This window comes from Flavobacterium sp. KH_001, assembly GCF_057840745.1.
Window position 1 is genome coordinate 3,471,032 of record NZ_CM174520.1, and the last position, 16,429, is coordinate 3,487,460.

General features: G+C 33.6%; 12 protein-coding genes. 3 read left to right on the top strand and 9 right to left on the bottom strand.

Going from position 1 to position 16,429, the window contains the following annotated elements:
* Window positions 1–19: 19 nt before the first annotated feature.
* From AC3ITQ_RS15020 to AC3ITQ_RS15060, 9 genes are all read right to left on the bottom strand, one after another.
* Window positions 20–1,054, bottom strand: a complete 1,035-nt coding sequence (locus tag AC3ITQ_RS15020) for a DUF2931 family protein (protein WP_489234982.1) — start codon at window positions 1,052–1,054, stop codon at window positions 20–22.
* 2 nt (window positions 1,055–1,056) lie between these two features.
* Window positions 1,057–1,335 (bottom strand): hypothetical protein, encoded by a 279-nt coding sequence (locus AC3ITQ_RS15025; protein ID WP_489234983.1) that lies wholly within the window; start codon window positions 1,333–1,335, stop codon window positions 1,057–1,059.
* A gap of 35 nt (window positions 1,336–1,370) precedes the next feature.
* Window positions 1,371–2,354 (bottom strand): DUF2931 family protein, encoded by a 984-nt coding sequence (locus tag AC3ITQ_RS15030; RefSeq protein ID WP_489234984.1) that lies wholly within the window; start codon window positions 2,352–2,354, stop codon window positions 1,371–1,373.
* Window positions 2,355–2,461: 107 nt separating this feature from the next.
* Entirely contained in the window at window positions 2,462–3,448 is a 987-nt protein-coding gene (locus AC3ITQ_RS15035; RefSeq protein ID WP_489234985.1) for a DUF2931 family protein, read from the bottom strand.
* A 67-nt stretch (window positions 3,449–3,515) separates the two neighbouring features.
* Entirely contained in the window at window positions 3,516–5,168 is a 1,653-nt protein-coding gene (locus AC3ITQ_RS15040; protein WP_489234986.1) for a phospholipase effector Tle1 domain-containing protein, read from the bottom strand.
* 2 nt (window positions 5,169–5,170) lie between these two features.
* Window positions 5,171–6,979, bottom strand: a complete 1,809-nt coding sequence (locus AC3ITQ_RS15045) for a type VI secretion system Vgr family protein (protein ID WP_489234987.1) — start codon at window positions 6,977–6,979, stop codon at window positions 5,171–5,173.
* A gap of 113 nt (window positions 6,980–7,092) precedes the next feature.
* Window positions 7,093–7,503 carry a hypothetical protein gene (locus AC3ITQ_RS15050; RefSeq protein WP_489234988.1) on the bottom strand — a complete coding sequence of 137 codons (411 nt, stop codon included), beginning with the start codon at window positions 7,501–7,503 and terminating at the stop codon, window positions 7,093–7,095.
* Complete coding sequence (locus AC3ITQ_RS15055) at window positions 7,487–8,848, bottom strand: hypothetical protein (RefSeq protein ID WP_489234989.1); 1,362 nt, start codon at window positions 8,846–8,848, stop codon at window positions 7,487–7,489. Before AC3ITQ_RS15055 ends, AC3ITQ_RS15050 begins: the two co-directional genes overlap by 17 nt.
* Before the next feature lie 2 nt (window positions 8,849–8,850).
* Entirely contained in the window at window positions 8,851–10,653 is a 1,803-nt protein-coding gene (locus tag AC3ITQ_RS15060; RefSeq protein ID WP_489234990.1) for a type VI secretion system Vgr family protein, read from the bottom strand.
* A 561-nt stretch (window positions 10,654–11,214) separates the two neighbouring features.
* Here AC3ITQ_RS15060 and AC3ITQ_RS15065 point away from each other — a divergent pair.
* From AC3ITQ_RS15065 to AC3ITQ_RS15075, 3 genes are read left to right on the top strand one after another with little or no spacing between them, the layout of a single operon-like run.
* Complete coding sequence (locus AC3ITQ_RS15065) at window positions 11,215–14,235, top strand: Eco57I restriction-modification methylase domain-containing protein (RefSeq protein WP_489234991.1); 3,021 nt, start codon at window positions 11,215–11,217, stop codon at window positions 14,233–14,235.
* A gap of 9 nt (window positions 14,236–14,244) precedes the next feature.
* Window positions 14,245–15,240, top strand: a complete 996-nt coding sequence (locus AC3ITQ_RS15070; RefSeq protein ID WP_489234992.1) for a nucleoid-associated protein — start codon at window positions 14,245–14,247, stop codon at window positions 15,238–15,240.
* Window positions 15,224–16,402 carry a hypothetical protein gene (locus AC3ITQ_RS15075; protein WP_489234993.1) on the top strand — a complete coding sequence of 393 codons (1,179 nt, stop codon included), beginning with the start codon at window positions 15,224–15,226 and terminating at the stop codon, window positions 16,400–16,402. Before AC3ITQ_RS15070 ends, AC3ITQ_RS15075 begins: the two co-directional genes overlap by 17 nt.
* The last annotated feature ends 27 nt before the right edge of the window (window positions 16,403–16,429 follow it).

Consider the following 16,429-nt stretch of genomic DNA (forward strand, 5'->3'; position numbering starts at 1 on the left):
AAAGCCCTACTTTTATTGGTTAGTTTCTAAGTTGGATAATACTTCTCTCATTTTTAGATTGATATTTATCTTTAAATATAATGTCTGAATTTGTTTTTGAATTTTTAAGTCTAACTTTTATTGCATCATTATGGTCATTTACGACTAGTTCTAAAACCAGTGACTCTACTGAATCTCTATTAATACTTTCTTTTCTGAAAGTTTCTAAGACCTCATCTTCATCAAAAGAAAATTGTGTAGTAAATTTTTTTTTTCCATTGCTCCATTCCAAATCAAATTCTTTTGGTAGAAAATCAAAATTTAATACTGTTTTTAGTTCTCGTTCACTAAAACGCCAAATGTGCTGATTAAATAATTCGAAGTAAGAATTGTTTAGGATATATCCTTCCGGTAATGAAATATTTAATTTATAAAAATGTCGTTCCATCACTAAAGCCACTTTTTTAGAAATATCGATTTCTGATATTTTATTGGTTTCTGAACTATCATCAAAAATATGCCAGCTTGCTTTTGTCTCTTTGGCGTGGTAAGTAGCAATTTTTAATTTTGTTGAATTACGGTTTTCATCAAATTTTTGTATCCATACTACAATCTTTCCTTTTTGCTGAACTTCAGCAATAAAGTGAAGGACTCTATAATCATTATGATCATTCTGAACGCTGGGAAACATACCCATTTGTATTGCTTTTGTCTCAATAGTTTCGTTAGGTAAAGCAAAACTACCATTGTAAAATTTTTGCTCACTATACGAAAACCATTTTATTGATAGACTATCTGGAAAAAAAGTATCTTTCACATTATTTTCAGTATCATTTGTTTTATCCCAGCCATTGTCGAGTATTATATTTTTATTAATATCGTATGAGTTACCTTTAAAAGTACAATTTGAAACCTGCACTATATTTCCTTTGCTACTTATAACATTAGTTGTCCAGTCATATCTTTTGTTTGCTTTGAAATAATAGCTTTGAACACAATTTGCAATTATAGTAATTATCAATAGTAATAAAAGTAATTTGTTTGTTGGATCATTAAATTTGCTTTCTCTTTTCATAATTAATTTTTAAAAGCTTTGCCTAATTGAAATAAATATCCAAAAACCACAAAATAGATTGCTGAAATAATTAAGGAATACCTTAATATAGTTTTTATTGAGTCATTGTATTCCGAATTTTCTTTATGAGTAATGTAAATCAAGAATAACAGTATATTAATCGTTATAGGAACTGCAAATAATATAGCCTCTTCAGAATGTCTTTCACCATTTAATAAGTAAGTTTGCATTGATATCGCGATTAATATCAAGAGAAAATGGGTCTTAGTTAATTTATCCATTGTATTTTCTTTTTGTTAATTGTTGTATGTCGCAATTATTTATAAGATTCTTTAAATTTCCTATCCGTTGTAAAAACTCTTTTATTGACTGTTTCTAAAGGGTGGCCATTTATTAGTACTTCAAAATCGTTATTATCAGGATTAATTTTTATTTGAATTTCATTATCCCCATTATCTTCATTTTTAAATTGTTCGTTTGTTTTCTCCCAATTAAAAAATGCCCTGCCTTCGAATTTTTCTCCTTTACCGGTTTCCCAAAAAAAAGTAATAAGACTTGGAATAGCCCTTTCTCTTTTGGCAGGATGCAATAAAATTGGGCGAATTGCATTCTCAGTCTCAGCATTAAAATATTCTGTTAATATCCAGAAAAGTTTAAAGTTTTTATTTTCAGAAGTTATGGCAGGACGCCAGACATATTTTTTACGGTAATTGTCCCATTTTTGAGGACTGGCATCTGCAATTAAATATTTTTCACGTACTTCTTTTCGATTCATTGACCAGGAAGCAAATAACTTTTTCTCAAGGATCTTATCATCTTTTATGACCTCAGCCTGATAGCGCCCCAGTTCTTTTTGTGAAGCACCATATCGCAGCCAAACCACGACCATTCCCTTTGGCGCAAAGCCAAAAACAAGATCTCTAAATTCTGTATACGCCCCATACTGATTAGGTTTACGTTCATATACATATTCCTTTAGTTCTTCATCATTTTCTAAATCTTCATCAGTAGCATATAACCTTTTGGCTAAATCTACAATCGTATCTACCTGGAAATCTACATTTAAGCGATAAAATGTATCTTCATATCCTGCATAATACGTAATGTCTGCCCCAATTGGAGTACCATACTGCTCTGTCCATGATTTATGAGAATCTCCCCATACGCCCGAAGAACCTCCATAAGGGAATGAGGCAGAAACACCCTCCAAAGTTTTTATTTTATCGTAAGCAGGCTCTATTTCATATTTATTTTCAGCATGGCACATTTCTACGTGAAACTGCGGTAATTCTTTTTTCATTTGGCAACTGATTAATTGGGTAAAAATAATGATGAATAAACTACAATGCAGTAGTAGCTTTTTTCTTCTATCCATGGTGTATTTCTCTTTTCTGCCTAATAATAAAATTATTTATACGATTCTTTAAATTCTCTTTCCGTTCTAAAAATTCTCTTATTAACTGTTTCTAGTGGTTTTCCGTTTAACATTACCTGAAAATCACTATTATTGTCGTCGATCTTTATTCGAATTTCACTATCGCCGTTATCTTCATTTTTAAACAGTTCATTGGTTCTTTCCCAATTAAAAAATGCCCTGCCTTCGAACTTTTCTCCTTTACCGGTTTCCCAAAAAAATGTAATAAGACTCGGAATAGCCCTTTCTCTTTTCGCAGGATGCAATAAAATGGGGCGAACTGCATTCTCAGTCTCAGCATTAAAATATTCTGTTAATATCCAGAAAAGTTTAAAGTTTTTATTTTCAGAAGTTATGGCAGGACGCCAGACATATTTTTCACGGTAATTGTCCCATTTTTCAGGACTGGCATCTGGAATAAGTCTAGTAGACCTTATTTGATCTCTTGAAACTGTAATTTTGGTTGAAAATAATTTGTCCGCTAATGATCTGTCGTCTTTTATGACTTCTGCCTGATAGCGCCCCAGTTCTTTTTGTGAAGCGCCATATCGCAGCCAAACCACCACCATTCCTTTTGGCGCAAAACCAAAAACAAGATCTCTAAATTCTGTATACGCCCCATATTGATTAGGTTTACGCTCATATACATACTCTTTTAGTGCTTCATCATTTTCTAAATCTTCATCAGTAGCATATAACCTTTTGGCTAAATCTACAATCGTATCTATGGGAAAATCTACATTTAAGCGATAAAATGTATCTTCATATTTAGCATAATATGTAATGTCTGCCCCAACTGGGGTACCATACTGTTCTGTCCATGATTTATGAGAATCTCCCCATACGCCCGAGGTACCACCATAAGGAAATGAGGCAGAAATACCCTCTAAGGTTTTTATTTTATCGTAAACAGGTTCTATTCTGTATTTGCTTTCAGGATGGCACATTTCTACATGAAATTGCGGTAAGTCTTTTTTCATTTGGCAACTGATTAATTGGGTAAAAATAATGGTGAGTACACTACAATGCAGTAATAGCTTTTTTATTCTATCCATGGTGTATTTCTCTTTTTCTAAATTGCTGTTCCAGTGCTCCTTCTTTAGAGGGGGCCTGACTTTCGCGTGTTTCCAGTCCGAATTTGTTAGCTTTTACGGACCAATGTAAATATTCGTTTCTCAAAGTTTTTAAATCATTCTCATTTATATAATCGAGATATGATATTTGACGTAACTCGTTCAAATACTTTTGAGAATCGGTCGACTTTTCTGCTATATATTTATTGCGTAAATCATTGCATGCCACCATATAGTTTAATAGTTGGTTATATACCTGTTGTAAAAAAGGGTATTTTATCTCATGAGTGTCTGTAATGATTATTTCGTCGTAAACTATTCCAAATTGTTTTGAATAAAAAAGCATTTTTTTTAGTGGGATCTTGTCATAAATATTGCGCAGGCCTTTTCTTGTACCGACAACGGTGTAAAAAGTTTCGGTATCATCAACGCTTCCTTTTGTTACTGTACCCAGGTCTGAATCGCGAAGAACTCCGGCAGTAATTTGATAAGGTTTGTACCAGCCTTCGTTAATTACTATTTTCCTAAATTTTTCTATTTCGGTATCAGTACCATGAATTATCCTGTTGTAAACAGATTCTCTTTTATAATATAAAACAGAAACTTCGTCTTCGAGATCATTATAAGCACCGCCAATATCACAATGGACGCCGGGCAGTGTATACTCCAGCCCATTTAAACCTGCACTGGTAATATCAGTAAGGTCAAAGTTTTCCCGGTATTCATCATCTGCCGAAAGCTGAAAAACAAAATGTGAATTTTTAATGGCATCAAGATCTAAATCACTTACATCATTTCCATGATAAACCCCGTAAGAAGCAACGGTATCATAAAGCCCTGTAAAATTGAATTCAATTTTTTTTGGATTAATTTGGTTTTTCAATAAGCAGGCGGCAAAATAACCATGTTTGTCTAATATAGGGCTGTAAGGTACCTTAAACCTAAAATCCTGAGTTTCCATCCCCTGATAGCTTCGAGGTGTATTTATTGTTATATTATTATTTTCATCTGTATTAAAAACAATAGCAGGACTATTGGCGATATGCAAAAAATGTCTGGCAGCTGCCGCACCACGGCTAAAACCAAAAACATTTACTTTTAATTTATCAATCTCTTTTCCTTTATACTTGAAGGCTCTTTTGCCAGCTTCGACACAAGCCTTAACAACTTTTGCTACTACACCTCTGTCGCCCATACCCATGGCAACATCCGGAAGAACATCATCGCTTTGCTCATCATGGGTTCCTATTCCTTCAATATAAATACTTTCCTGAAAAGGTTCATCGGCCTTTATAGTGTCATAACCACGTGCTACGTTCGAGAAATCATTGGTATAACTGTCATTTTCATGGTTCGACTCCTTGTAATCCCTGCCTTTTATTGTATTGGTTTTATTGTTTTGTGTGCCGTCAAAAAATATATTTAAAGTAATATCGATTGTAGTGGCTAATGTATCTGATGGATGCAGAGGTTCATAATCATGATAGAAAATGCCTTCTTGTTCTCCATGCCAAATATTATGCTGAGCAGCAATAAAATCTACATTTCCTTCTGTTGCACGTATGTCTATATTTCCGGTTGTGGCAGTTTTAGTTAGTTTACCGCCAATAATTCTTGTTATGCTCATGATTAACCGTTTTTAGATGTTTCGCCACTGTGGTTGTTTACGTTTTTGGCGCCTCGTACATTTATACTTTTTTCGACGCTGTTTAAGAGAACTTCCTGTGCCATTTCTTTAATGTCTTTACTCTCTGTTTCTTTATTTCCTTTTATCCATTCAGCCATGTTTCCTATAACATTTAGCATAAAATTGATACCGATAGAAATGGTTTTCGAGCCAGTAATACTTTCATTATGATTGCCGCCAATAGTATCTGTTTTATTGAGTCCTATTGTTGTGGTCATGTTTTGTCCTGCATTCATATTGATGTCTTCTCCTGCATTGAATGTCATATTTTTGGGAGCTGCTAACTCTATATTTCCATTTCCGTCCATAAAATATTTGTTTCCGCTAGGGTCCTGGATTAAAACGCTTCCATCAGCATCGTTAAGAATTATTATAATTCCAGATCGGGTTCGTATGACTTTTAAATCATTTTTGGGAGTGTTGTAGCCAGAAAATGCTTGTCCGTTATATTGGGTTCCCATCACAAAAGGACAATCAACATTGCCACCTTCAAAACCAACTAGTACTTCTTCGCCAATTTCAGGAATGAAATAAAAGCCTTTTCCTGAACCGGAGTGAGGTTGCACTACGCGCATCCATTCACTCGTATTTCCCCAGCCGGGCCAATAGAAATCGACTTTGATGCGACCCATGCCTTCGGGGTCGTTGTTGTCTTTTACTAAGGCGGACTGGCTTTCGGCGGTGGCGAAAGAGGTTATGTCTGTGTAATGTGGTGCGGCGACATCGGCGGGGATGGCTTTGAATTCGCAGCTGTAGTTTCCGTTTACTTCGGAATGGTGGGTTATTTCGATGGCTATTAATTCGTGTTCTACGGTTTTATTTAGGATGGTGAAAACTTGTCCGAGGCCGATTGGTAAATAGGAGGTACCACTATAAAAAATACTGTTCGCGTCTCTGCCTGCGGTTTGCAGTTTCACCATTTCGTCGATTTCGTCTTTGTTTTGGGCATTGTTGGTATACGCGCCATTGCTTAAACCCTGCCGGGCAATCGATCCCTGATTAAAACCAACCGATTTTGCAAAACGATCCTGACTGCCGCTGGTGCTTTTTTCGGAGGCATTTTTGATGTTTGATGCGTTGTTGGGGTCGTATCCGCCGAAAGAGGTTTTATGCGAAACCAACTGCGCCTGAATCTTAAATTGATGAAGCGAAGAGCCGTTGATGAGTTTGACTTTGCTGGTTTTGGTTTGGCCGAATTGCATGCGCATGCCGTCGAAATAAAACCACTTTCCGTAACGTTTTGCTAATCGTTTCAGGAATTCAAAACTGGTTTCGTTGTACTGCGGTTTGTATTTAAAGGGTTTTGTGAAAGTGGGCAAAATGGCTTCACGCTGATAAAATTCTCCGGAACTTTCTTCTGAAAAGATTTCCAGTGCAATATCCTGAAGGTTCTTTTCCAGAAAGATTCTGGATTTTTTCATATCATCAATGACAACGGTGTGACTGATACCGGAAACCAATATTCCGGCCGGGCTCCCGTGGCGGTCAACCGATTCAACGCCGTTTATAATGCCTTTAGACATTAACTGAATTCCGTTGACTTTAAATGTAAAAATAACTTCTGCGCCTATATGTTTGCTCAAAGCAGCCGCCTGATCAGCGGGCTCGATTACGGCTTTGGCGGTATACTGCCACATAAAAGAGAAATAATGATGCTCAGCCATTTTTTGTGAAAGCTGCAAATCGTAATAAATAACGTTTTGCAAAAAACTGCTGATAGCAATGTGTATCTGCTCGGAAAATTTACTCATGATTGTACTGTTTTGATTAGATCGATTCGTAAATATCTTTACATAAAATTGAGTTTGTAGTCTGAGAGATTAATACGATAGAAGAAAAACTTGAAAGATTGTGTACTTATTCTTTATTTTAAAAATTTATTAAATTTCAGATAGAATAAACTATAAACCAGAATACATAAAAATACTATTGCAATAGAAATTTTATTATATTTATTAAGGCTTAACACAGCTATTGATCCAATGACACTTGTTCCATAAAAAGATAAAAAACGAAAAATTAAGTTATTTCGAATGACAAGAAATAGATTTAAATAAGCTGAAGATGAAAGTAATAGCATTAAAGTAAAAAACATCAATGTATATATGAAAAATAGCATAATTGACACATCGCAACCTCCAATTAAGTCTTTTTCATCTTTAAGACTGATCTGCCAAACAAATGCACTAATCAGACTTAATGAAATCAATAAAAAATTAAGTTTTTTTATTAGATAACTGAAAATTTCTCTATTATTTTTAATTGTATTTTTCATCGTTATTTGTGTTTTTGGAATTATCCTTAGGAGAAGAATACACTATTTTTTTATCAAATATTCCTTCTTGTAAGATAGTTGCTTTTGTTGTAAAAGGCTTATGATTAAATCTATGTTGTAAAATCCACCATGATGAAAACCCTAGTCCGTAATTGTTTTGAATATAAATTCTTTTAGAAGTGTTACCATCTTCCCAATCGAGAAAATATCTGCTAGGATTACTCTCATTTCGTTTTCCATATTTTTTTAAATCTTCTAAATCCAGACCGAAAGTATCATACAAAACAAATTTCAACGTTAGTTTATATTTTTCTTCATGAAGTTTTTTATAATCGACAATATAAACTTCAATATGTTCGACTGCATCTATAAGGATTGTTAATCCATCTTTTCTATTTATATCCTGATTAAATGCTACATTATCAAATCTTACTAAATCATTTTCTTTGATGTTGGATAAATTCCAGTTTAATTTTTTTAATTTTATTAGTATTTTATAAGTTACGGCTTTCTTAAAAAAATCAAAATTAGAATCTTTTGATATTACCCTATTTAAAATTTGATTTTCATACTCTCCACCTTTATTATCAAAAAAATGTGTAAGCATTTCTTCTCCTACTTTTTCCAAACCATTGTTAATAGAAATTCCTGATTTAATCAATTCCGACATATTGTTCTCAAGATCGGATTCATTTAAATTGTCTAAATTATCTAGGTTATCCGTTGTAAATCGTCCACCTTGTCCATACAATGAATCTTCAAGTCCGAGAGCTATTTTTTTTACATCATCATTGCGCTTATCCATATAATGGTGCTTCAAATCATAACCTCTTGAGTAACCTATCAACATCGGAAATTTAAGTTTCTTCAAACTCAATTCGACACTAACCAGATCATCAGGCTTTTGATAAAAAGCATAAATTCTTGCTTTCTCAAAATCATGATTAATCTTAAATGAAATTCTTATTTTGTCTCCTTCTAATTTATTTTGTGAGGCTACTCCACCAATTATTTCCTTTTTATTAACATCAAGTTTTATAGCCCATTTTAGCAAAGCAATTTCAATAAATGTTGGTTTTCGGGTAGGAGTTGCTTTAAAAGAATAAAGCTTGCCTAACTCAATTTTATCGATTAATTTATTATTACTATCATATGGCCCTTCAACTTTTTTAATACGTATATCAGTTGGTGGTTGTCTATCCTGGTAATTATTATAATTAATTCCTTTCTCGCTATTTTGAATAATTTTTCCTCCTGATTGATTGACAATATGTGATGCATCACTTCGAATATTTCCTGAAGCTTCTTCGGAAATATTATTTGCTAGTATAGTTATCTTTCCCATAATCAACAGTTAGTTGAGTTTTCACCAGAGTTGTTTTCAAACTTACCTTTGCTATTTTGAGTGTGATCACCAAAGGAAATAGATTGAATTTTTCCAGAAGCATTTCTGGATATATCTTTCGCATCTGCAGAATAGTTTTCACTTGCGAGTTTTGTAATGTTTTTAGCTCTTACATAATAATCTTCTTCTGCATTTTGTATCATATTTGCTCCGGCTTTGATAGTATGGTTAAGTCCGGCATCCTCTGTAATATTCATTCCCGCCGTATAAGTAATACTCTCAGTAGCCTCAAAAACAATATTCTTAGCACGTATAGTAAAAGTTTCCGGAGTTGTGGCATTTATATTTTTACCCTCTTCATCCAAATGAATTTCATTCCCACTCGGGTCAGAAAGCCAGATGCCCACTTTTTCGATGAATTTGAATAACTGGCCAAATCTCAGTTTCCAGCCTTTTATCATGTTGCCAGAATCAAAGAATTCTGGTTTTGCCTGGCCGTTGTAATAGGTTCCGGAAACATACGGACAATCGACATTGTTGCCTTCGAAAGCTATGCGGACTTCCTCGCCAATTTCGGGTCTGAAATAGAGTCCTTTGTCTGCGCCTGCGTAGGGTTGCACTACGCGCATCCACTCACTCGTATTTCCCCAGCCGGGCCAATAGAAATTGACTTTGATGCGGCCCATGCCTTCGGGGTCGTTGTTGTCTTTTACTAAGGCGGACTGGCTTTCGGCAGTTGCAAAAGTGGTGACGTCGGTGTAGTGTGGTGCGGCGACATCAGCGGGGATGGCTTTGAATTCGCAGCTGTAGTTTCCGTTTACTTCGGAGTGGTGGGTTATTTCGATGGCTATTAGTTCGTGTTCTACGGTTTTGTTTTGGATGGTGAAAACTTGTCCGAGGCCGATTGGTAAATAGGAGGTACCACTGTAAAAAATACTGTTCGCATCTCTGCCTGCGGTTTGCAGTTTGACCATTTCGTCGATTTCGTCTTTGTTTTGGGCATTGTTGGTATACGCGCCATTGCTTAAACCCTGACGGGCAATCGATCCCTGATTGAAACCAACCGATTTTGCAAAACGATCCTGACTTCCGCTGTTGCTTTTTTCGGAGGCGTTTTTGATGTTTGATGCGTTGTTGGGGTCGTATCCGCCGAAAGATGTTTTATGCGAAACCAACTGCGCCTGAATCTTAAAGTGATGCAGCGAAGAACCGTTGATGAGTTTTACTTTGCTGGTTTTGGTTTGCCCGAATTGCATGCGCATGCCGTCGAAATAAAACCATTGTCCGTAACGTGTTGCTAATCGTTTCAGGAATTCAAAACTGGTTTCGTTGTACTGCGGTTTGTATTTGAAGGGTTTTGTGAAAGTGGGCAAAATGGCTTCGCGCTGATAAAATTCTCCGGAACTTTCTTCTGAAAAGATTTCCAGTGCAATATCCTGAAGGTTCTTTTCGAGAAAGATTCTGGATTTTTTCATATCATCAATGACAACGGTGTGGCTGATTCCGGAAACCAATATTCCCGCCGGACTTCCGTGGCGGTCAACCGATTCAACGCCGTTTATGATACCTTTTGACATTAATTGGATACCGTTGACTTTAAAGGTAAAAATGACTTCTGCGCCTATGTGTTTGCTTAAAGCAGCCGCCTGATCAGCGGGCTCGATTACGGCTTTGGCGGTATACTGCCACATAAAAGAGAAATAATGATGCTCAGCCATTTTTTGTGAAAGCTGCAAATCGTAATAAATAACGTTTTGCGAAAAACTGCTGATAGAAATGTGTACCTGCTCGGAAAATTTACTCATGATTGTACTGTTTTGATTAGATCGATTCGTAAATATAGGGCTGGCTATTTCCAATGGATTGCTAGGAAAAGGTATTAGAATAGTAGTAAAAGGTTTTTTGAATCAGTTGAACTTAAAATAAAATTGGAGAGTAGTACAGAAAGAAAAACCTTAAAAGATGATACTTTGGGAGTACTGTCTTTTAAGGTTTTGTTTTGATTCTATTTTTAAGTAAAATTTAGTTTAAAGTCGGAGACTTTGAGCAGTTCTTGTTTTCAATTATGGGCTTTGTTGAAATGGCGCAAAGTCAGAGACGTTTGCGCAGCGATTGACAAGAACACTTTGGGGAGCGGGGGAAGAGAAGACTTTGCAGAGCAGGGACTTTGAGGCGTTTTTGTTTTCGATTGTGGGCTTTGTTGAAAATGGCAAAGTCTGAGACTTGTCGCAACGAATGCAAGAACACTTCGCGGAGCGGGGGCAAAGTCAGAGACATTTACGCAGCGTTAAAAAAGAACATTTCGGAGAGCTGTTTTTTATTAGTTTAAATTGTGTATTTTTAAAACTTATAAAAAAGCGTTACTAATGTCATTATTCCAAAAATCTGTAGTTCTAAAGCATCTGCAATCCCAAAATAAAACCGTTTTACAAGAGAAATGGCAACAATTCCAGAATCATTTCCAGAATCCGACCATTCAAGAAAATATCCGCAACAGCAAGGAAGAACAATATCAGGGAGAATTCCTGATCGACTTGTTTGTTGCTATTTTGGGCTATACCAAAAATCCACAGCCTGATTTCAATCTGACTACCGAACACAAAAACGTAAAAGACAGCAAAAAAGCCGACGGTGCTATTGTAATTAATCAAAAGGTAACTGCCGTAATTGAACTGAAAGGCACCAACACAACCGATTTAGGAAAAATAGAAACTCAGGCTTTTGGATACAAAAATAACCAGCCGGATTGTGTGTATGTAATTACATCCAATTTTGAGAAAGTTCGTTTTTATATAGACAATGCTATTGAACATTTGGAATTTAATCTTTTCAAACTTACGCAGGAAGAATTCAATTTGTTGTATTTATGCTTGGCTTATGAAAATATTTCCAAAGATATTGCCAGAAAAATCAAAAACGAATCGGTAAGCCAGGAAGATGTAATAACCAAAAAACTCTACAAAGATTATTCCGTTTTCAAAAGGGAATTATACCAGAATATGGTGGCTTTGAATCCTGGGTATGAACGGTTAGAATTGTTCAAAAAGTCACAGAAATTGTTGGATCGTTTTCTGTTTGTTTTCTTTGCAGAGGACAGAAATCTGTTGCCGACCAACCTAATTTTCCGAATCAATAAAGAATGGAAACAATTACGTGAAATGCGTATTGAAGTTTCGTTGTACGACCGTTACATAATCTATTTCAATGATTTGAATTCCGGTGCCAAAGTTTCGTTGCCGGCTTTTAGTGAAACCGTTGCCATGGTTAAGGAAGAACACCAGATTTTTGCTTACAACGGCGGCTTGTTCAAACCGGACGAAATGCTCGACAGCATCCGCATTGATGATGCAGTATTATTTACACACACCGAAAAACTGAGCCATTACGATTTTGCTAGTGAAGTCGATGTTAATATTTTGGGACATATTTTCGAAAACTCATTAAATGAGTTAGACGAAACCAAAGCCCAACTCGAAGGTCAGGAAATTGACAAGACCAAGACCAAACGTAAAAAAGACGGCGTTTTTTATACACCAAAATACATTACAAAATACATAGTCGAAAACACCATTGGCAAACTTTGCATCGAAAAGAAAGCCGAATTACAGTTGGTAGAGGAAGAATACACTACCGATAAAAAACGCCAAAAGAAAACAATTCATGGATTGGTGGTCAAGTTGGAAGATTACCGTCAGTGGTTATTACAACTTACTATTTGTGACCCTGCTTGTGGTTCTGGAGCTTTCTTGAACCAGGCATTGGATTTTCTGATTGAAGAACACCGTTATCTAGATGAATTGCAAGCCAAACTCTTTGGCGATGCTTTGGTATTAAGCGATATCGAAAACAGTATTTTGGAAAACAATCTTTTTGGAGTTGACCTCAACGACGAAAGCGTCGAAATTGCTAAACTCTCCCTTTGGTTACGCACCGCACAACCCAATCGAAAGCTGAACGATCTGAACAGCAACATCAAATGTGGTAACTCTTTGATTGATGATCCAGAAGTAGCAGGCAACAAAGCTTTCAATTGGGAGGAAGCTTTTCCACAAGTGTTTGCTAAAGATGGTTTTGATGTAATTATTGGGAATCCGCCTTATGTGAGAAGTCGAGGTTTATTTAATGATCGTGAAAAAGAATATTTTATAAACAACTACAAAACAAGTTCATATCAATTAGATTTATATAAATTATTTATTGAAAAATCCTGTAAAATTATAAACAAAAAAGGTTGTCTGTCATTTATTACTCCATCAGTTTTTTTAATAAATGAATACGATAAGCCTTTAAGAAAATATCTTCTTGATGAATTCTCAATTAAAATAATTGCAAATTCAGATGAAAATATTTTCGAAGATGCAAGTGTTAAAACAGCTGTGTTTTTAATTCAGAATAGATCTGATGATGAAAACAAAATCACATTTTTCAATATTACCAAATTACAATTCATATTTGAAAAAAGAATAAACCAAAAGGTTTTTATAAATCAAGATTATTTAATCAATGAAAAAATTGATGCAAATTCAATAGGTATTATTGATAAATTAAATAAGTTAACTAAACTTGATAAATATTACGAGGTGAAAAATGGGATAAAAGTAAGAAAAGAGCTTTTGTTTGACAATAAAAGAGACGATTCGCATCAACCATTTGTCTTAGGAAAAAACATATCTAAATATTTTAATTCTTATGATAATATATTTATTGATTATAAGATTGAAAATGAAAAACTATACTCAAATCAGGCATTTAGAAACAAAGAAATTTTTAATCAGCATAAGCTGATTGTTAGACAAATTTTAGGAAAGCGAATAATTACAACTTTTGATGAAGCAAATTATTTTACAGACCAAACTACTTATTTAATAATTGAAAAAGATCGAGCATATTCTTTAAAATTTCTCCTTTGTTTATTAAATTCAAAACTATTATACTTTTATTTCATAAATACTACTTCTGATAATAAAGTGGTCTTTCCTAAAGTAAAAAAATCTCAACTCCTTGAATTACCTGTAAAAAAGTTAAAAAATCAACAACCATTCATTGAGAAATCCAATTTAATGTTGTCATTAAACAAGGGATTACAAGATGTTTCCCAGAAATTCCAACGCAGTTTGGAGCGTGAGTTTTCGTTGACCGAATTGAGTAAAAAACTCCAAGAATGGCATTTGTTGTCTTATAGCGATTTTGTCAAAGAATTGTCCAAGAAGAAAGTCGTCCTCAGCCTCTCCCTGAAAGCCGAATGGGAAGATTATTTCAACCAAGAACAAAAAAAAGCAATTAATCTTAAATCACAAATCGATAGTACCGATAAAGAGATTGATAAGATGATTTATGAGTTCTATGGTTTGAGTGAAGAGGAAATTGAGATTGTTGAGAAAAATTAAAAGAAAAAAATGGAATTAAAAAAACTAGTATTACATCAAATATTAAAAGAACAGCAAGGAAAGCCTACATTAAATTGTTCTGAAAAATTATTAAATATAGATAATCAGGGGACAATTGAGTTTGTTCAAAGATTAATAAAAAGCTATAGCACTAAAAATCCTACGCAAGGAACTTTTGAAAAAGATGAAGATATTTATCCTTTTCAAAAAAAAGCTAAAGAATATCTAAATGGAAATGATTTTTTGAAATTTACATCTGAATCGATGGAAATTTTAAAAAAAGAGATTGATATCCCTACAACTACAGGAGGTTATGTTGTTTTTGTCCATTATGAAGAAAGACAAATGGACTTCATTATAACAGCAATGATGGACAAATCATCTCAGTTCGCTGTTGATGATGAAGCATTAGATATAAAAAAATTAATGACTTTAGATATTGAAAAATTAGCTAGGGCTAATAGATTAAATATTAATAGATGGAAAAATAATGATGTTTTATATCTCTCGTTTATAAAGGGTACGAGGGCGGTTTCAAAGTATTTCATCGAATTTATAGGTTCAACTGATATGACCTCTTCTAGGGAAAATTTTAATAAATTAAAAGATGCGATGAGTTTGTATTACATTGAAAGTAATATTTCAAAGGTAAAGAGGGATAAAATAAGAGATAATATTTCTGATTATGTTCAAAAGTGCTTTGACGCAAAAGTAGATGTTGAATTAGAATCGATTTCTTCAATAATGGACAAGGAAAAGCCAGATTTATTTCTTCGATTTTTAGAACGAAACGGAATAGAGGTAAGCGGTAGAATCGGTATTAATAGGAGGACTGACTTTGAGGTGTTTGTAAGGAATAAAATAATAGAATCGGGTTATACATTAACTTTCGATAATGCATTAATTAAAAATAGAAAGATTATCAGAAAAGGTAATCAGATAATAATTAATGATGTTCCTGTTGAATCATTGAATAAAATTTTTAACGATGAAATCAAAAATTGATGACGTAATATTTATTAGAAGAAAATTAAACAATTTACAAGGGGACGAATTTTCCATAAAAGGAAGCATTATCTCCTTGGTCGATGATGATCTTAATTCTATTCAATCTTTATTAAAAAATAATTTAATTGAAATATCGGAATCTGGAACAAATAAAGGTATTTATGAGGATTCTATTCAAACATATTTGGGAGATACAGTAGTTGTAGAAATAAGAACTGCTGATGTTAATAATTATTTTGAAACTACAAGAGATTTTATAAATGGTAACAAATTTGAATATTTTGATGAAGATTTTTATATTGGAGAACTAGATTATAAAAAAAAAGAAAGCAATCATGCTTTCTTTGATAAGTACAAGAATAATATTCTTTTAATTGATTTTTTAAAGGAAATAGCCCACAGTTATAATGAAACGGGAAGTAATTTGGAATTTGTTTTTTATAAATATGGAAAAGCAATTAATTTAATAGTTGATTATGATTTTGAAGAATTAATGGATTTTAATTTTTCGATTTCACAAGAAATAAAAGATAAATTAAAAGGTTCTGTTTGCGAGAAAGAGAAAAAACAAATTTTCTTAAATGAATTAATAAATTTTCTTGATAAAGAAGGAAATACCTATATAGTTCTAACAACAGGATGGGATAATTTGGTTTCAAATTATGATAAAAGTTTTTCTTTGTTTCTCGAAGGTTTTTCGTTTGAACAAATAAAAACTTCCTCAACAGAATATTTTCAAAAATTAGTAGATAGAATTTACGAATCAATTGGTAAAGCTTCAAATTATATTTTTGGCATCCCAATAGGTTATATTTTGTTGTTAAATAACTTTGATTTTAGTGGTCAATTATGGGTTAAGAATTTGGCGTTATTAATTTTGGGATTTGTTTTTAATATGTTGATATGGTTTATTCTAATAAAAAATATTGAAGAATCAATTGACGCTATCGAATCAGATATTGATAATTTTTTAACCAAGATTAAAGATGTAACACAATTAGATGCTATATATGTACAATTACTAGGCTTGAAAACAATATTACTGAAAAAACAAAGAAATAAGCTGCTGTTAGTTAGCTTTTTAACTATTTTTATACTCTTTACAGTCATATTAACATTTCTATTTATTTTTTTTGATAGGAGTATTTTTATGATTTAAAATAAGCTATTTGTAGTCTGTTAATTG